Origin of the sequence: Pseudomonas sp. JUb52 (genome assembly GCF_004341115.1) — a bacterium.
GTDB classification, from domain to species: Bacteria; Pseudomonadota; Gammaproteobacteria; order Pseudomonadales; family Pseudomonadaceae; genus Chryseomonas; species Chryseomonas oryzihabitans.
Genome location: NZ_SLYS01000005.1, coordinates 221335 through 239533, shown reverse-complemented (window position 1 = coordinate 239533; position 18199 = coordinate 221335). Strand labels below are relative to the sequence as shown.

The window sequence follows — 18199 nt, the reverse complement described above, 5'->3', positions numbered from 1 at the left end:
GGCGGCTGCCGAGGGCACAAAAGAAAACGCCGGCAGGTTTCCCCGCCGGCGTTGGTTCTGGCGCTTAGGCCAGCTTCTTGTACTTGACCCGCTTGGGCTGGGCCGCGGCCTCGCCCAGGCGCTTCTTGCGATCGGCTTCGTACTCGGTGTAGTTGCCTTCGAAGAACACCACGTTGGAGTCATCCTCGTAGGAGAGGATGTGGGTGGCGATACGGTCGAGGAACCAGCGATCGTGGGAGATCACGATGGCCGCGCCGGGGAAGTCCAGCAGGGCGTCTTCCAGGGCGCGCAGGGTTTCCACGTCCAGGTCGTTGGAGGGTTCGTCCAGCAGCAGCACGTTGCCGCCCTGCTTGAGGGTCAGCGCCAGGTGCAGACGACCGCGCTCACCGCCGGAGAGGTCCTTGACGAACTTCTGCTGGTCGGCGCCCTTGAAGTTGAAACGACCCACGTAGCTGCGCGAGGGCACCTCGTAGTTGCCGATCTTGATCACGTCGGAGCCGTCGGAGACCTGTTCCCAGACGGTCTTGGTGTCGGACAGGTTCTCGCGGCTCTGGTCGACGCTGGCCAGTTGCACGGTATCGCCGATCTCGATGCTGCCCGAATCCGGCTGCTCCTTGCCCATGATCATGCGGAACAGGGTCGACTTGCCCGCGCCGTTGCCACCGATGACGCCGACGATGGCGCCCTTGGGCACCACGAAGCTCAGGTCGTCGATCAGCAGGCGGTCGCCATAACCCTTGCTGACGTTCTTGAACTCGATGACCTTGTCGCCCAGGCGCTGGCCGGCAGGGATGTAGATCTCGTTGGTCTCGCTGCGCTTCTGGAATTCCTGGGACTGCATTTCCTCGAAGCGCTGCAGGCGGGCCTTGGACTTGGACTGGCGGGCCTTGGCACCGGAGCGCACCCATTCCAGTTCGGCCTTCATGGCCTTGGCATGGGCGGCTTCCTGCTTGGCTTCCTGGGTCAGGCGCGCGGCCTTGGATTCCAGCCAGCCGGAGTAGTTGCCCTCGAAGGGGATGCCCTGGCCACGGTCCAGTTCCAGGATCCAGCCGGCGACGTTGTCGAGGAAGTAGCGGTCGTGGGTGATGGCCACCACGGTGCCGGGGAAGTCGTGGAGGAAGTGCTCCAGCCAGGCCACCGAGTCGGCGTCCAGGTGGTTGGTGGGTTCGTCCAGCAGCAGCATGTCGGGAGCCGACAGCAGCAGGCGGCACAGCGCCACGCGGCGCTTCTCGCCACCGGAGAGCACCCCGACCTTGGCGTCCCAGGCCGGCAGGCGCAGGGCATCGGCGGCGACTTCCAACTGGCGGTCCAGGTTGTGGCCGTCGGCAGCCTGGAGGATGGCTTCCAGCTTGGCCTGCTCGGCGGCCAGGGCGTCGAAGTCGGCATCCGGCTCGGCGTAGGCGGCATAGACCTCGTCCAGGCGGGCCTGGGCCTGCTTGATCTGCCCGACCGCTTCCTCGACCACCTCACGAACCGTCTGTTCGGGATCAAGTTTCGGTTCCTGCGGCAGATAACCCACATTGATACCGGGCATCGGACGCGCTTCACCTTCGATCTCGGTATCGACGCCGGCCATGATGCGTAGCAGCGTCGATTTACCCGCACCGTTCAGACCGAGCACGCCGATCTTGGCGCCGGGAAAGAACGACAGGGAGATGTTCTTGAGGATTTCACGCTTGGGCGGCACGACCTTGCCGACCCGATGCATGGTGTAGACGTATTGAGCCATGGTGGGACCTTGGGACCGGAATGAAAAACAGGGGACACAGTATGGCGTCAGCAGCGAACGCTGTCGAAACCCCGCGCGACGAAAGCGTCGGCGCTGATCACGCGGAAAAAACCGGCGGAGACACCGTCCGGTCCCTTATCATAGGCCATCCCTGCCCCGCGGAATCGGGCGCAGCCGAACGGCCATCGCCTCTGCAGGAACGCAGTCCGTCGTGAACAGCCCGCCCTCCTCGCTGCCGGAAGCGCCGCTCGCCCCCGCCTCGCGACGCCTCACCCGTGGCCTGCTGATCCTCTCGCTGATGGCCATGCTGGCCCTGATGTTCTGGCAGGCCTTCGCCAGCGTGGCCGAGCGCGAGGCCCTGCGGCGCGAACAGCTGGATGGTCTGACCCGACAACTGGCCAACACCGTCGAATTCGGCCTGGCGCTCAAGGCCCAGGCGGTGCGCAGCACCCTGCGCTGGTCGCTGGACCCCACCCTGCCGCTGGCACCCAATCTGCTGCTCAGCCTCAAGGACTTCTTTCCCGGGCTGCAACAGGCGCGCTGGCTGCCGGCCAACGCCACCCTGCGCGCTGCGCGCCTGGGTGACTCGCCGGACGCCGCCTTCATCCAGCAGCTGATCGCGCGCGCTGGCCAGGCCGACTTCCGCTACGGCTACAACGCTCAGGCCACTGCCGCCCCCCTCTATGTGCTGCTGGCCGGCGATCCGCAATTGCAGGACGGCTGGTGGGTGCTGACCAGCGCCCCCCTGCTCGAACCCCTGTGGCGACCCACCCGGGTGCCGTCGGGCCTCGACTGGCGCCTGGAAGATCGCGCCCAGGGCACCCTGCTGTTCCGTGGCGGTGCGATGCCGGCCAAGCAGAGCGTCGACGAGATGCGCCAGGCGCTGGCCTACAGCGATTGGCAGGTGGTGGGCATCCATTCCGCCACGGACATGGGCGCTACACTGCTGGGCGCCTCCTTCGGCCGCCTGGCCCTGTTCAGTCTGGCCGGTGTGGTGGCCGTCATCCTGCTCTACCTGCTACTGCGCGAAGAACAGGGCCTGCGGGCCCTCACCCTGGCCTCACGGCGGGGCCTGCGCCTGGCCGGCATCGCCCTCAATGGCATCGAGGAAGCCGTCTGCATGACCCAGGCCGACGGTCGCCTGGTCCATGTCAACGCCACCGCCGCCCGCCTGCTGGGCATCGCCGCCGACGACGCCCAGCAGTATTTCCTCGCCAGTCTGCTGCCCCAGCTGACCGCCCTGACGCCCGCCGAGCGGGACAGCGGCGCCCTGGTCGCCCTGACGGTGGAAGGGCAGCTCCGCCGCTTCGCGGTCAGCTGCCATGCCCTGGCGGACAGCCAGCCCAGCGCGCGCGTCCTGCGCGACCGCACCCAGACCCAGGACGGCTTCGTCTGGGTGCTGCGCGACGTCACCGAGCAGCAGCGCAACCTGGAGACCATCCAGACCACCCGGCAGCGCTACGAAAGCATCTTCAACGGGGTGCACACCGGCATCTGCGTGGTCGATCTGAGTGCCATCCATCCCCACATGCACGCCCTGGGCCTGGAGCGCCCCGAGCAACTGGCGGAGCTGTTCGCCCGCCAGCCCGAGGCCCTGGATACCCTGGGTCGTCAGGTGCGCATCACCGAGATCAACCAGCGCGCCCTGGAAATGCTCGGCATCAGTCACCTTGACCAGGCCTGGGCGCGGCTGGTGGGCGACTCCCGCGTGCAGCTCGGCGGCAAGCGCTATCGTCTGCTGGCCGGTCTGCTCTCCGGCCAGCAGGTGCTGGAAATCGAGACCTGCATCGACACCGCCGAGGGCAAGCGCCACCTTTGGCTGACCATGCACCTGCCGGCCGATCCCCAGCACCTCGATGCCACCCTGCTCAGCCTCACCGACATCACCCAGCGCAAGCTCGGCGAATTGCGCCTGCTCGAGCGCGACAGCTTCTGGTCGAATCTGATCAGCGCCATTCCCGACACCCTCTACACCTACGACGTGGCCAGCGGCGAGCTGACCTACGAGAGTCATTCGCTGGCGCTCAAGCTCGGCTATCCGCCGGAGGCCTTCGCCAGCCTCGGTCGCGCGCGCCTGCACCCGGACGACGTCGAGCTGCACGAGCGGGTGGTCAGCATGCGGCCGTCGCTGTCCGACCAGCCCAGCAGCAGCCTCCTGCGCTGGCAGCACCGCAACGGCGGCTGGCGCTGGTTCGACGTGCGCGAGCAACGCCTCGCCAGTGCGGCGGACGGCAGCGCGGCGAGCGTGGTCGGGCTGGCCCTGGACGTCACCGACATGGTCCGCGCCAGCGAGCGCCTGCGCGAGAGCGAGAATCGCTACCGGCAGCTGGCGGAAAGCATCAGCGACGTCATCTTCACCACCGACGCCCAGCTGGTGCTCAACTACCTCAGCCCCTCGGTCGAGGAACTGCTCGGCTATCCCGTCGCCGAACTGCAACAGCGCACCCTGGCCGAGCTGGTGGTGCATTCGCGCCAGCTACAGGAATTCCGCCGCACCCTGCAGCGGCTGCTGCGCAGCCTCGACGATCCGCGCGCCCTGGCCGAGCTGCGCCGGGAGCACTTCGCGCCCCTGCTGCTGGATTGCCTGCACGCCCAGGGTCACACCCTGCAGATCGAACTGCGTCTCAAGCCGCTGTGGGACGACCACGAGCGCTTCGCCGGCCTGCTCGGCATCTGCCGCGACATCTCCGCCCAGCGCCGCACGGAAAAGGACATGCGCATGGCGGCCACGGTCTTCGACCACTCCGCTGGCGCCATCCTGGTCACCGATCCGGCCGGCTACATCGTGCGGGTCAACCGCACCTTCACCCGCATCACCGGCTTCAGCCCCGAAGAGGTGTTCGACCAGCAGCCGATGATGCTCTGCGCGGACAAGCAGGAAGCCAACCAGCTGCAGCACGTGATGCAGCAGCTGCGCACCCAGGAGAGCTGGGAAGGCGAACTCTGGCAGCGGCGCCAGGACAACGAGCCCTACCCTTCCTGGGTCGGCATCACCGCCATCCGCGACGACGACGGCGACCTGATGAGCTATGTCTGCTTCTTCGTCGACATCAGCGAGCGCAAGGCCAGCGAGAGACGCATCCATCGCCTCGCCTACTACGACGCCCTGACCCTGCTGCCCAACCGCACCCTGTTCCAAGACCGCCTGCACAACGCCCTGCAGCTGAGTCGCCACAACGGCAGCTGGGTGGTGCTGATGTTCCTCGACCTCGACCGCTTCAAGCCGATCAACGACAGCCTCGGCCACGCCGCCGGTGACCGCCTGCTCAAGGAGGTGGCCATGCGCCTGACCGCCTGCGTCGGCACCGAGGACAGCGTGGCGCGCATGGGCGGCGACGAATTCACCCTGCTGCTGTCCGGCCTGGAAACCCGCGAGGTGGCCCTGGCCCAGGCGATCCGCGTCGGCGAGCAGATCCTCACCCAGCTGTCCGAGGCCTTCGTGCTCGAAGGCCGCGAATTCTTCGTCTCCGCCAGCATCGGCATCGCCCTCTCGCCGCAGGATGGCCATGAGCTCAGCCAGCTGATGAAGAACGCCGACACCGCCATGTACCACGCCAAGGAGATGGGCAAGAACAACTTCCAGTTCTACCAGGCCGAGATGAACGCCCGCGCCCTGGAACGCCTGGAACTGGAAGCCGATCTGCGGCACGCCCTGCTGCAGGGCGAATTCCGCCTGCACTACCAGCCGCAGTACCGCTGCGACAACCGGCGCCTGACCGGGGTCGAGGCCCTGCTGCGCTGGGAGCATCCGGTGCGCGGCCACGTCTCGCCGGCGGAATTCATCCCGGTGCTGGAAGAGATCGGCCTGGTGGTCCAGGTCGGGGACTGGGTGATTCGCGAGGCCTGCCGGCAGATGCGCGAATGGCACGCGGCCAGGGTGCGCATTCCCAAGGTCTCGGTGAATCTCTCCGCGCGGCAGTTCAGCGACGGCCAGCTCGGCCAGCGCATCGCCGCGATCCTCGCCGAGACCGGCCTGGCGCCGGCCTGCCTGGAGCTGGAACTGACCGAGAGCATCCTGATGCGCGACGTCGGCGAGGCCCTGCAACTGCTCGGCGAACTCAAGAGCCTGGGCCTGTGCATCGCGGTGGATGACTTCGGCACCGGCTATTCCTCGCTCAACTACCTCAAGCAGTTCCCCATCGACATCCTCAAGATCGACCGCAGCTTCGTCGACGGCCTGCCCCACGGCGAGCAGGATGCGCAGATCGCCCGGGCCATAATCGCCATGGCCCATAGCCTCAATCTCTCGGTGATCGCCGAAGGCGTCGAGGAACCGGCGCAACTGGAATTCCTGCGCCTGCATGGCTGCGACGAGGTGCAGGGCTTCCTCTTCAACCGTCCGCTGCCCCCGGATCTGCTGCGCGAACGGCTGGAGCACCAAGGGTTGTTTCCAGTCCTGACATGAGACCGATGGCGCCTCCGCATGACCGGCGCTCATACCTCAGAGTTCCCGCGATGGGGTAGAATACTGCCCCTCACGAGCCCGATCGGGCTCGCTCTTCGCCATGCCTCAGGGGACCCTGCCGCCATGTTCAGCCGTGAAACCACCCTCGCCCGCTTCGACGCCGACCTGTATGCCGCCATGCAGCAGGAAGCCCAGCGTCAGGAAGATCACATCGAGCTGATCGCTTCGGAAAACTACACCAGCCCGGCGGTCATGGAAGCCCAGGGCAGCGTGCTGACCAACAAGTACGCCGAAGGCTATCCCCACAAGCGCTACTATGGCGGCTGCGAATACGTCGACGTGGTCGAGCAACTGGCCATCGACCGCGCCAAAGAGCTGTTCGGCGCCGACTACGCCAACGTCCAGCCGCACTCCGGCTCCCAGGCCAACTCGGCCGTGTACCTGGCGCTGATCGAAGCCGGTGACACCATCCTCGGCATGAGCCTGGCTCACGGCGGTCACCTGACCCACGGCGCCACCGTGTCCTCTTCCGGCAAGCTGTACAACGCCGTGCAGTACGGCATCGACGAGCAGGGCCTGATCGACTACGCCGAGGTCGAGCGCCTGGCCCGGGAGCACAAGCCCAAGGTCATCGTGGCTGGCTACTCTGCCTACTCCCAGGTGCTGGACTTCGCCCGCTTCCGCGCCATCGCCGATGCCGTGGGTGCCTACCTGTTCGTCGACATGGCCCACTTCGCCGGCCTGGTCGCCGCCGGCGTCTACCCGAACCCGGTCCCCTTCGCCGACGTGGTCACCAGCACCACCCACAAGACCCTGCGCGGTCCGCGTGGCGGCCTGATCCTGGCCAAGGCCAACGAAGCCATCGAGAAGAAGCTCAACTCGGCTGTCTTCCCCGGTGCCCAGGGCGGCCCGTTGATGCACGTCATCGCCGGCAAGGCCGTATGCTTCAAGGAAGCCCTGCAGCCCGAGTTCAAGACCTACCAGCAGCAGGTGATCAAGAACGCCCAGGCCATGGCCGGCGTGTTCATCGAGCGTGGCTTCGACGTCGTCTCCGGCGGCACCGACAACCACCTGTTCCTGCTCAGCCTGATCAAGCAGGAAATCACCGGCAAGGACGCGGACGCCGCCCTGGGTCGCGCCTTCATCACCGTGAACAAGAACTCGGTGCCGAACGATCCGCGCTCGCCCTTCGTCACCTCCGGTCTGCGCATCGGCACCCCGGCCGTCACCACCCGTGGCTTCCAGGAAGCCGAGTGCCGCGAACTGGCCGGCTGGATCTGCGACATCCTCGGCAACATGGGCGACGAAGCGGTGATCGACGCCGTCCGTGAAAAGGTCAAGGCCGTCTGCGCCCGCCTGCCGGTATACGGCAAGTAAGAGGCACGCCTTGCCCCTCTCCTCCAGGGAGAGGGCCGGGGTGAGAAAAAACCCAAAACGAAGAGCCCCGACCCATTGGCCGGGGCTCTTTGCATTTTCAGAGGGGTCGTCAAGGCAGCCAGGCCAGACCTTGCCGCCTGCCGGAAGACCCCGGAAACGAAAAACCCCGGCCACTGCCGGGGTTTTTCTTTGTCAGGCGACAACCGGGCCTTAGAGCACCTGCAGATCGCCCAGGCCGTCCAGATAGCGCTCGGCGTCCAGCGCCGCCATGCAGCCGGCACCGGCCGAGGTGATGGCCTGGCGGTAGGTGTGGTCGGCCACGTCGCCGGCGGCGAACACACCCGGCACGTTGGTGGCGGTGGCATTGGCCTCGCGGCCGCCCTTCACCACCAGATAGCCGTCGTGGGTCTCCAACTGGCCTTCGAACAGCCCGGTGTTGGGGGTATGGCCGATGGCGACGAACAGACCGGCCACCTGCAGCTCTTCGCTGCTGCCGTCGTTGTTCTTGATGCGCACACCGGTGACGCCCATGTTGTCGCCCAGCACCTCGTCGACGCTGGCGTTGAGCTTGAGCGCCATCTTGCCTTCGGCGACCCGGGCGCGCAGCTTGTCCTGCAGGATCTTCTCGGCGCGGAAGGTCTCGCGGCGGTGGATCAGGGTCACCTTGCTGGCGATGTTGGCCAGGTACAGGGCTTCCTCGACCGCGGTGTTGCCGCCGCCGACCACCGCCACCTCGCGGTTGCGATAGAAGAAGCCGTCGCAGGTGGCGCAGGCGGACACGCCCTTGCCCATGAAGGCCTCTTCGCTGGCCAGGCCCAGGTAGCGGGCGCTGGCACCGGTGGCGATGATCAGGGCGTCGCAGGTGTAGGTAGCGCTGTCACCCTTGAGGGTGTAGGGCTTGCCGCCAAAGTCCACGGCGTTGATGTGATCGAAGACGATCTCGGTCTCGAAGCGCTCGGCGTGCTCGCGCATCCGCTCCATCAGCGCCGGACCGGTCAGGTCGTGGGGGTCGCCCGGCCAGTTGTCGACTTCGGTGGTGGTGGTCAGCTGGCCGCCCATCTGCATGCCGGTGATCAAGAGCGGCTTGAGGTTGGCACGGGCGGCATAGACCGCGGCCGTGTAACCGGCCGGACCGGAACCGAGGATGATGAGACGCGAATGGCGCGTGGTGCTGACTTCAGACATGACATTCTCCCTGCCGGGGTCTCCGGCAGACCTAAGAGTAGAGTGGCCGGCGCGCCCTATGGGCATGCCGGCCGGTGTGCGTGCGGAGCCGTTCCGCAAGCGCCGGTCGCTCCTGGCGACGGCGCGACCGGCGCCGATAGGCGGACACCGGGTCCAAGGATGGGGCTCAGCCTACCGGGTGCCGCCCCTCCACAGAAGCGACCATTCTAAATCCAGACCATAGGGCGCGCCTATGTCGACCGCTTCGGCCAGGGAGCCCTGAGGTAAGCTGTGCCTTCCCGTTACCTGTCAGGAATCTTCATGGCTGTCGCTCCGCTGTCCGGCTCCGCCTACTTCGCCGAAGGGCTGCGCCTGGTGACCCGCCCCGGCATGCGCCGCTTCGTGGTCATCCCGCTGACCATCAACCTGCTGCTCTACGCCGCCATCCTCACCTTTGCCGTGCGCGGCTTCGAGGGTTGGCTGGAGCAGCTGATGCCGAGCCTGCCGGCCTGGGCGAGCTTCGTCGAATGGCTGCTCTGGCCGCTGTTCGTGCTCCTGCTGCTGGCGATCATCTTCTTTACCTTCACGATGCTGGCCAACCTGGTGGCAGCGCCCTTCAACGGCTTTCTGGCGGAAAAGGTCGAGGTCATGGTGCGTGGCCAGGACGACTTCCCGCCGTTCAACCTCACCGAACTGGTCACCATGGTGCCGCGCACCCTGCAGCGCGAACTGCGCAAGCTGGGCTACTACCTGCCACGCGCCCTGGGCCTGCTGGTGCTGACCTTCATCCCCGGTCTAAACCTGATCGCCGCGCCACTGTGGATCCTGTTCGGCGTCTGGATGATGGCGGTGCAGTACATCGACTTTCCCGCCGACAACCACAAGCTGGATTTCCGCGCCATGCTCGCCTGGCTGCGCACCCGCCGCCTGCGCTGCCTGGGCTTTGGCGGGGTGACCTACCTGGCGCTGCTGGTCCCCGGCCTGAACGCCCTGTTCATGCCCGCCGCCGTGGCCGGGGCCACGCTGTTCTGGGTACGTGAAGGGGGCGACAAGGCCCTGGTGGTGCGTCCCTAAGGCAGCCAGGGTTCGGTAGGGTGGAAAACCGCGCAGCGTTTTCCACGCGGCCATCGTGCCTCCGTGGATGAGGCTGCGCCGTCATCCACCCTACGCCTGGCAGCCCGGTAGGGTGGAAAACCGCGCAGCGTTTTCCACGCGGGCAGCGTGCCACCGTGGATGAGGCTGCGCCGTCATCCACCCTACGCGCCCCACCCAACCAGCCCCCCTCTCCCCTTGGGAGAGGGTTGGGGTGAGGGCCACGCCGCACGGACGCCCCAAACGACGACGCCCGCGCCGGCAGGGCCGGACACGGGCGTCATGGGAGCCTGAGGCCAGGCTTAGTGGTGGTGACCACCTTCGCCATGGATGTGACCATGGGCGATTTCTTCGTCACTGGCCGCACGCACGTTGACCACCTTGACGTCGAAGTTCAGACGCTGGCCGGCCAGGGGGTGGTTGCCGTCGACGGTGACCTGGTCGCCATCGATGTCACGCACGGTGACGATCTGCATGGCGCCGTCCGGGCCGGAAGCGTGGAACTGCATGCCCACTTCCAGCTCGTCCACGCCTTCGAACATTTCCTTGCCCAGGGTGGCAACCAATTCGGGGGTGTATTCGCCGTAGGCGTCTTCCGGCTCGATGGCCACCTTCAGCTCGTCGCCGGCCTGCTTGCCGGACAGGGCGCGCTCGAGGCCGGGAATGATGTTGCCCGCGCCTTGCAGGTACACCAGCGGAGCACCACCAGCGGAGCTGTCGATGACTTCGCCGGCGTCGTTGGTCAGGGTGTAGTCGATGGATACTGCCGTGTTCGCCGCGATCTGCATGGCCAGAACCTTCATGCTGGGAAAAAATAGGATTGACGCATCAGTCTACGCGTCCAACCTAGCAATTGCGAATGCGTTCGGTCAGTCCCCTGGCGCCCGCAGGCATCTGGAGGGCGCCCCTGCAACGGTGCCCGACCGCTCGTCACGAGATCGCCATGGCCGCTTCACGGGGCTGTCATCCCGGCTACCTAGGGTTTGCTGCATACCCACTGCCGGAGCCCTGCCATGCCGATTCCAGTGTCCGCACCGCCCGCGCTGCGCGCCGAACGCCTGTCGACCGCCGCGGATATCCGCGCTGCCCAGCGCCTGCGGGCCGCGGTCTTCGGCAGCACCTACGGCGTGCATTTCGCCGACAACCTCGACCAGGACGCCTACGACGCCCACTGCCTGCACCTGGGGGTGCGCGACCTGCGCAGCGGCGAGCTGATCGCCACCACGCGACTGCTCGACGGGCGCCGCCGCGAGCGTCTGGGCAGTCTCTACAGCGAAAGCGAATTCCAGCTGGAAGGTCTGGACGGCCTGCAGGGTCCGCTGCTGGAAATCGGTCGCACCTGCGTGGCGCCCGGGCATCGCACCGGCGCGGCCATCGCCCTGCTGTGGGCGGAGCTGGCCGAGATCATGGCCTGCGGCGACTATCGCTACCTCATGGGCTGCGCCAGCGTGCCCATGGCCGATGGCGGTCTGCAGGCCGCTGCCCTGCTGCGCCAGGCCGCGCGGGACGAACGCATCCCGGCGATCCGCGCCACGCCGCGGCGCCCGCTGCCCTTCGTCGCCGTGCCGGACAACCTGGTGGTGCAGCTGCCGCCCCTGCTCAAGGCCTATCTGCGCCTGGGCGCCCAGGTCTGCGGCGCGCCCTGCTGGGATCCGGAATTCGGCGTGGCCGACGTCTTCATTCTGCTCAAGCGCGAAGACCTCTGCCCGCGCTATGCCCGCCACTTCAAGGCCGCGGTATGAAGCGACTGCGCCTTGCCGTGCGGCTGCTACCGGTGCTGGCCGCGCTGCTGCTCGGGGCGCTGTTCGCCTTGACGGTGGCGCTGGCGGTAACGCTCGGTCGCCGGCCCTGCCTGGGGCTACGGCAACGGCTGACGCGGCGCTTCTTCCAGCTGCTGGCCCGGGCGCTGCGCCTGCGCCTGGAGGTCCGCGGCGAGGTGCCGCGCGGCACCCACCTGTGGTTGGCCAATCATGTGTCCTGGCTGGATATCGTCGCCCTCGGCAGCCTGCGGCCGCTGGGCTTCCTGTCCAAGACGGAGGTGGCGGAATGGCCCTTCGCCGGCTGGTTGACGCGCCAGGCCGGCACCCTGTTCATCCGCCGTGGCGCCGAGCGCGGCGACGCCCTGGGCGAGGCCCTGACCACGCGCCTGACCCAGGGCCTGTCGCTGGCGCTCTTTCCCGAGGGCACCACCACCGACGGCAGCGTGCTGCGCACCTTTCACGGCCGGCTGCTGAGTCCGGCCATCGCCACCGGCACCCCGCTGCAACCCGTGGCCCTGAGCTACTGGCGCAACGGCGAGCCGGATCGGGCCGCGGCCTTCATCGGCGACGACGACCTGGTGAGTCATCTGCTGCGGCTGCTGGACAACGGCGGGACCACCCTGAGGATCGAGTTGCTGCCCGCGGTACTGCCCCAGGGCCAGGCGCGCCAGGTGCTGGCGGGTCGCTGCCAGGCGGCCATCGCCGCCCGCCTCGGGATTCAGCTGGAAACCCGCGCCGCCCGCTCGGCGGCGGCAAAGGCCTGCAACTGCGGATAGAAGGCGCGGAAATCTTCCAGCAGGCCGTCGTAGGCGGCGTCCAGTTCGGCGAAGGCCCCGGCCAGCAGCTCCGGGCGTGACAGCCGCCGCGCCATGCCCTCCACCACCCGCTCCAGCACGGCGAAGTCCGTGTAGCTGCCCAGCCAGTCCTGGCGGGCCATCAGGGGCGCGATGCGGGCCAGCCGTGGCGGCAGCTCCGGCTCCTCCAGCAGGGTCTGGTAGCAGTCCGCGACGAAATTCGGCAGCGGCTGCTCGGCATAGTGGTGCCAGAGGCGCGCCAGGCAGTGATCGAAGAAGACATCCACCAGCAGTCCGGCCACCCGTCGCCGCGCCGCGGGGAGCCGGGTCTTGGCCCTGATCACCAGGGGGTGGTCGTCGGTATAGACGTCGATGCGCCGGTGCAGCCGGATGCCGGCGGCGATCCCAGCCGGCCAGGCGTCCGCCGAGCCCTTGACGAAATCGCCATAGAGACTGCCGAGGCGATCTTCGCGGCCGGGGCCGCCCAGGTGCAAGTGCGCGAGATAATTCATCCCCTCAGCATACTCCAGCCGCGCCCGGGCGGTTTTCCTGGACGACCCGCGGCTGCTAGGCTCGGACCTCCCTTCCCTGTCCGCTGGAGTCGTCATGCCCGTTCGCGCCGTGTTCCTCGACTATGCCTCTCTTGACCTGGGCGATCTGGACCCGGCGCCCTTGCGCGCGGTGTTCGACGAACTGGAACTCCATCCGGCGAGCGCTCCGGACGAGGTCGCGGCGCGCCTGGCCGGCGCCCAGGTCGCCCTCGTCAACAAGGTGGTGCTGGACGCCGCCATCCTGGCCGCCTGCCCTGAGTTGAAGCTGGTCCTGGTCAGCGCCACCGGCACCAACAACATCGACCTGGAAGCCGCGCGCGCCCAGGGCGTGCGCGTCTGCAACTGCCAGGGCTACGGCACCGCCTCGGTCGCCCAGCACACCCTGGCGCTGCTGCTGGCCCTGGCCACCCGGTTGCCGGACTACCAGGCGGACATCCGCGCCGGTCGCTGGCAGAGCGCCAGCCAGTTCTGCCTGCTCGATCACCCCATCGTCGAGCTGGAAGGCAAGACCCTCGGCCTGCTCGGCCTCGGCGAACTGGGCAGCGCGGTCAAGCGGCTGGCCGAAGCCTTCGGCATGCGGACCCTGGTGGGCCAGTTGCCCGGTCGCCCGGCGCGCCCCGGCAGCCTGCCGCTGGCCGAGCTGCTGCCCCAGGTGGATGCCCTGACGATGCACTGCCCGCTGACCGAGCAGACCCGCGGCCTGATCGGTGCGGCGGAACTGGCGGCGATGAAACCCACGGCCTTCCTGGTCAACACCGCCCGCGGCGGCATCGTCGACGAACAGGCCCTGGCCGACTGCCTGAGACGCGGCCACCTGGCCGGCGCCGCCACCGACGTGCTCAGCGTCGAGCCCCCGCGCGACGGCAATCCGCTGCTGGCCGGCGACATTCCGCGACTGATCGTCACCCCGCACAACGCCTGGGGCAGTCGCGAAGCGCGCCAGCGGATCATTGGCCAGCTCGCCGCCAATGCCGAGGGCCATTTCGCCGGCACGCCGCAGCGGGTGGTCTGCTAAAGTTCGCGCTTTTTCGCCAGGTAGCCCCATGGATCCGCGCAGCGAAGTCCTCCTCCGTCACCCCGAGCGCTTTGGCGGCGCCTTGCTGCTGGCCGGCTTGCCGGCCGACGACCTGCTGGGCGTCCTGCCCGCGGCCAGCGGCTGGAGCTGGCAGGCGGGCGAGGCCGAACAACTGATGCGGCGCTATCCGGGTCGCGTCAGCCTGGGGATCGAACCCCCGGCAGGCGACTTCACCGCTGCCGTGCTGTTTCTGCCCAAGTCCCGCGAGGCCACCGACTTCCTGCTCACCGCCCTGAGCCAGCGCCTGCCGGCCGCGGGCAGTCTCTATCTGGTCGGTGAAAAGAAGGCCGGTATCGAACGCGCGGCGCGCCAGCTGGGCGCCCTGGGCCAGGCCAGCAAGCTCGACAGCGCTCGCCATTGCCAACTGTGGGTGGTGCAGGACCCTCGCACCTCGGCCGATCCGCAGCCGGACGCCTGGCTGCAACGCCACCGGCTGGAGCGGGCGGGGTTGAATCTGGACATTCTCAGCCTGCCGGGCGTGTTCAGCCATGGCCGGCTGGACGTGGGCACGGCGCTGCTGCTGGAGCACCTCGACAGCCTACCCGAGGGGGCGGTACTGGACTTCGGTTGTGGCGCCGGCGTGGTCGGCGCTGCCCTGGCCCGCCGCTATCCCGCCAGCAGCCTGCACCTGCTCGACGTGGACGCCTTCGCCGTGGCCAGCAGTCGCCAGACCCTGGCGGCCAATGGTCTGGCTGGAACCGTGATCGCCGGTGACGGCATCGCCGCGGCGCCCAGCGGTCTTGCCGCCATCGTCAGCAATCCGCCCTTCCACAGCGGCGTGAAGACCGACTACCGCACCACCGAGACCCTGCTGGCCGAGGCGGTACGTCATCTGCGCCCCGGCGGCGAATTGCGCCTGGTGGCCAACAGCTTCCTGCGCTATCCGCCGCTGATCGAGGCCGCCTTCGGCAATTGCCGCACCCTGGCCGAGCGCGACGGCTTCAAGGTCTACAGCGCCCGGCGGCGGTAGCGACGCCGCGCCCTGTCGGGCTTCGCTGCGCTCAACCCAACCTACGGCGCCTACCCGCTCCCTCTCCCCCTGGGAGAGGGCTGGGGTGAGGGAAACCCCTCCCCAAACTCAAACCCTCAACCCTTCTTCGCCGCCTCGTACAGCGGCATCACCTTGGGAATCGCCGCCTGCAAGGCCTTGGTGCGGTTGGCGTCGGAGGGGTGGGTGCTGAGGAATTCCGCCGGCTGCTTGCCCTGGCTGGCCTGGGCCATCTTCTGCCAGAGGGTGATGGCGGCATTGGGGTTGTAGCCGGCGCGCGCCGAAAGCTCCAGGCCGATCAGGTCGGCTTCGTTCTCGTTGCCGCGGCTGAACGGCAGGGTCAGGGCCACCTGGGACACCTGGTCGGCCAGCTGCATGCCACCCTGGCCAACGCCCAGCAGGGCCCCGCCGAGGTTCTCGCCCATCTGGATGGCATAGGCCCGCGACATCTGCTCGCGGCTGTGCTCGCGCAGGGCGTGGGCGATCTCGTGGCCCATCACCGCCGCCAGTTCGTCGTCGGTCAGCTTGAGCTGATCGATGAGCCCGCTGTAGACGAAGATCTTGCCGCCCGGGCCGCAGTTGGCGTTGAGTTCGTCGCTCTGCACCAGGTTGACCTGCCAGTCCCAGTTCACCGCGTCCGGACGGAAGGCCGCGGTCTGCGGGATCAGCCGCTTGGCGATAGCGGCCACGCGCTTGCCGTCGGCCGTGTCGTTGGCCAGCTTGCCGGCGGACTTGGCCTCGCTGACCGTCTTGGCATAGGACTGGGCGTACATCTGGTTGACCTGCTGCTCGGACAGCATGCTGAACATGTACTGCTTGCGCTGCACCCCGACCGCACCACCCGAGGTGGTGTTGACGGTCTGGCAGGCGACCAGCAGCAGACTCAAGGACAGGCCCGCGAGGGGAAGGATACGGCGCATGGGAATCTCCAGGTATCGAGGCGGATACAGTCTAGAGAGGGGCATCAGGGCCGGCAATGTCCGGTAACGCCCGGCAACGTTCTACTGCCAGGCGACCGGAGGCCTCAATGAATAGGCGTCACCGCCGATAGCTCCCGGTATCGAACGCCCCGGAGTCCCCCATGAATTTCCGCTCCATCCGCACCTCCATCACCCTGCTGGCCGGCGCCTGCATCCTGGCGGTGGTCGCTGCCCTGATCGCCTATACCCTGTTCGCCAGTCAGCGCACCCGCGCCCTGGTCGACAGCCACACCGAGGCCCTGGCCGCCACCGCCGCCGAGGCCCGGCTCACGGCCGAGGCCGAAGCCGTGGGCAACCAGCTGCAACGCCAGCTGGACGTCCCCCTGCAACTGGCCAATCAGCTGGCGCAACTCAACGTGGCCATGGGCACTCCGGGCGACCAGCAGGTCGAGCTGGATCGCCAGGGCCTGGTCCGCCTGCTGAGCCAGACTCTCAAGCGCCAGCCCGGCCTGCTCAGCCTCTATACCGTCTGGGAACCGGATGCCATCGATGGCCAGGACGAGCGCCATCGCGGCGACGCCGCCACCGGCTACGATGAGCAGGGTCGCTTCACCCCCTGGTGGCACAGGACCCTCGATGGCGGGGTGACGGTGGAGCCGATCGGCGAGACCGTGGAAAGCCAGACCCGGCTGCCGTCGGGCGTGCGCGAAGGCGAGTACTACCTCTGTCCGCGGGAAAATCGCACCACCTGCGTGCTCGACCCCATGCCCGACACGGTCAACGAGCAGCAGGTGCTGATCGCCTCCTTCAACGTGCCGATCCTAGTCGGTGGCACCTTCAAGGGCGTGGTCGGTGCCGACGTGCCGCTGGACTTCATCCAGCGCCAGCTGGTCAAGGCCAATGACCGCCTCTATGGCGGCGTGGGCCGCATGGCCCTGGTGGCCGGGCGCGGCACCCTGGTCGCCTACACCGCCGACGCCAGTCAGCTGGGCAAATCGGCCGAACCGGCGCTGGGCGCGACCCTGGCCGGCCTCAAGGATCTCGGCGAAGGCGTCACCCGCCGCTTCGACGCCCAGAGTCAGCGTTACCAGGTCTATCTGCCGCTGCGCTTCGCCGGCGACAACCGCCAGGTCTGGACGCTGATCATCGAACTCCCCCGCGAAGCCGTGCTGGCCGATCTCTACAGCCTCAAGGACACCCTCGGCAGCCAACGCCACCAGGACGTGGTCGGCATGCTGCTGGTGGGCCTGGCGGTCGCCGGCGCCGGTCTGCTGGTGCTCTGGCTGATCAGCCTGCGCATCGCCCGGCCGCTGCGGCAGATGGTGACCATGCTCGACGCCATCGGCCAGGGCGACGGTGACCTCACCCAGCGCCTCGCCACCGAGCGCCGCGACGAGGTCGGCGCCATGGCCGGCGGTTTCAACCGCTTCCTGGCCTCGCTGCAGGGGCTCATCGGCCAGCTGATCCGCTCGGTGGGCGAGGTGGCCTCGGCGGCCGAGCACACCTCCCATATCGCCCAGCGCACCCGCGACGGCGTGCAGCGCCAGCTACAGGAGATCGACCAGCTGGCCACCGCCATGCAGGAGATGACCGCCACCGCCCAGGACGTGGCCGGCAATGCCGGTCGTGCGGCGCGGGCCGCCACCGAAGCGGACGGCGCGGTCAACGAAGGACAGCGGCTGGTGCAGCAGAACGTCGCCAGCAGCGCCGCCCTCGCCCAGGAGATCGAGCGCGCGGTGGAGCAGGTCCGCCGGGTCGCCGAGGACAGCGAGAACATCGGCTCCATTCTCACCACCATCAACGGCATCGCCGAGCAGACCAATCTGCTGGCGCTCAACGCCGCCATCGAGGCGGCGCGGGCCGGCGAGCAGGGCCGCGGCTTCGCCGTGGTGGCCGACGAGGTGCGCAACCTGGCGCAAAAGACCCAGGTCGCCACCGGCGAGATCCAGGAGATGATCCAGCGTCTGCAGCAGGGCACCCGCGAGGCGGTGACGGTGATGCAGGCCAGCGGCGCCCAGACCAGCACCCAGGTCGCCCAGACCGAGGCCACCCGGCATGCCCTGGACACCATCCTGGCGGCGGTGGGCGAGATCACCAGCATGAATCTGCAGATCGCCAGCGCCGCGGAAGAACAGAGCGCGGTGGCCGAGGACATCAATCGCAACGTGGTCAACATCGGCCAGAGCGCCCAGGCGGTCCACGGCGAAGCCGACAGCGCCTCCCGCGCCGGCCAGCAACTGCGCGAACTGGCCGAACAGCAACGCCAACTGGCGGGACGATTCCGGGTCTAGCCCCCTCCCCTCAAGTGCCAAGCCACCCCCTCTCCCCCTGGGAGAGGGCCGGG

13 protein-coding genes and 1 pseudogene are annotated in these 18199 nt (G+C 68.1%); 9 read left to right on the top strand and 5 right to left on the bottom strand.

Annotated elements, in window-relative coordinates; translation table 11 throughout:
* Positions 1-64: 64 nt before the first annotated feature.
* Positions 65-1729 carry an energy-dependent translational throttle protein EttA gene (ettA, locus tag EC839_RS10975; RefSeq protein WP_007162716.1) on the bottom strand — a complete coding sequence of 555 codons (1665 nt, stop codon included), beginning with the start codon at positions 1727-1729 and terminating at the stop codon, positions 65-67.
* 211 nt (positions 1730-1940) lie between these two features.
* On the opposite strand from ettA, the gene EC839_RS10970 reads away from it, so the two are divergent.
* Entirely contained in the window at positions 1941-6134 is a 4194-nt protein-coding gene (locus EC839_RS10970; protein ID WP_132832547.1) for an EAL domain-containing protein, read from the top strand.
* A 123-nt stretch (positions 6135-6257) separates the two neighbouring features.
* Positions 6258-7511 (top strand): serine hydroxymethyltransferase, encoded by a 1254-nt coding sequence (gene glyA, locus EC839_RS10965; protein WP_007162718.1) that lies wholly within the window; start codon positions 6258-6260, stop codon positions 7509-7511.
* Between the two features lie 210 nt (positions 7512-7721).
* Here the strand turns inward: glyA and trxB are convergent, their stop codons facing one another.
* Positions 7722-8696, bottom strand: a complete 975-nt coding sequence (gene trxB / locus EC839_RS10960; RefSeq protein ID WP_007162719.1) for a thioredoxin-disulfide reductase — start codon at positions 8694-8696, stop codon at positions 7722-7724.
* Between the two features lie 300 nt (positions 8697-8996).
* Here trxB and cysZ point away from each other — a divergent pair, with 300 nt between their 5' ends.
* A complete protein-coding gene (cysZ, locus tag EC839_RS10955) occupies positions 8997-9749 on the top strand; it encodes a sulfate transporter CysZ (protein ID WP_007162720.1) in 753 nt (250 codons plus the stop codon).
* 320 nt (positions 9750-10069) lie between these two features.
* On the opposite strand, the gene EC839_RS10950 is transcribed toward cysZ, so the two are convergent.
* Positions 10070-10555 carry a peptidylprolyl isomerase gene (locus EC839_RS10950; protein WP_027598438.1) on the bottom strand — a complete coding sequence of 162 codons (486 nt, stop codon included), beginning with the start codon at positions 10553-10555 and terminating at the stop codon, positions 10070-10072.
* Between the two features lie 225 nt (positions 10556-10780).
* Between EC839_RS10950 and EC839_RS10945 the strand changes: the two genes are divergently transcribed.
* Both EC839_RS10945 and EC839_RS10940 read left to right on the top strand, forming a co-directional pair.
* On the top strand, positions 10781-11509 hold the full coding sequence (locus tag EC839_RS10945) for a GNAT family N-acetyltransferase (protein WP_007162722.1): 729 nt from the start codon (positions 10781-10783) through the stop codon (positions 11507-11509).
* A complete protein-coding gene (locus EC839_RS10940; RefSeq protein WP_007162723.1) occupies positions 11506-12303 on the top strand; it encodes a 1-acyl-sn-glycerol-3-phosphate acyltransferase in 798 nt (265 codons plus the stop codon). Before EC839_RS10945 ends, EC839_RS10940 begins: the two co-directional genes overlap by 4 nt.
* Here EC839_RS10940 and EC839_RS10935 read toward each other — a convergent pair.
* On the bottom strand, positions 12246-12833 hold the full coding sequence (locus EC839_RS10935; RefSeq protein ID WP_039976394.1) for an ACP phosphodiesterase: 588 nt from the start codon (positions 12831-12833) through the stop codon (positions 12246-12248). The genes EC839_RS10940 and EC839_RS10935 overlap by 58 nt on opposite strands.
* 94 nt (positions 12834-12927) lie before the next feature.
* Between EC839_RS10935 and EC839_RS10930 the strand changes: the two genes are divergently transcribed.
* Both EC839_RS10930 and EC839_RS10925 read left to right on the top strand, forming a co-directional pair.
* Positions 12928-13887, top strand: coding sequence for a 2-hydroxyacid dehydrogenase (locus tag EC839_RS10930; RefSeq protein WP_007162725.1), 960 nt, complete (start codon positions 12928-12930; stop codon positions 13885-13887).
* 28 nt (positions 13888-13915) lie between these two features.
* Positions 13916-14917: a class I SAM-dependent methyltransferase gene (locus tag EC839_RS10925; RefSeq protein ID WP_007162726.1), complete on the top strand. Its 1002-nt coding sequence runs from the start codon at positions 13916-13918 to the stop codon at positions 14915-14917.
* A 116-nt stretch (positions 14918-15033) separates the two neighbouring features.
* On the opposite strand, the gene EC839_RS10920 is transcribed toward EC839_RS10925, so the two are convergent.
* A complete protein-coding gene (locus EC839_RS10920) occupies positions 15034-15855 on the bottom strand; it encodes a M48 family metallopeptidase (protein WP_007162727.1) in 822 nt (273 codons plus the stop codon).
* A 161-nt stretch (positions 15856-16016) separates the two neighbouring features.
* On the opposite strand from EC839_RS10920, the pseudogene EC839_RS24925 reads away from it, so the two are divergent.
* Positions 16017-17288, top strand: a pseudogene (locus tag EC839_RS24925) (HAMP domain-containing protein); the annotation flags it as partial.
* Positions 17262-18146 carry a methyl-accepting chemotaxis protein gene (locus tag EC839_RS24920; protein WP_372237652.1) on the top strand — a complete coding sequence of 295 codons (885 nt, stop codon included), beginning with the start codon at positions 17262-17264 and terminating at the stop codon, positions 18144-18146. The pseudogene EC839_RS24925 and the gene EC839_RS24920, both read left to right, overlap by 27 nt.
* Positions 18147-18199 lie beyond the last annotated feature (53 nt).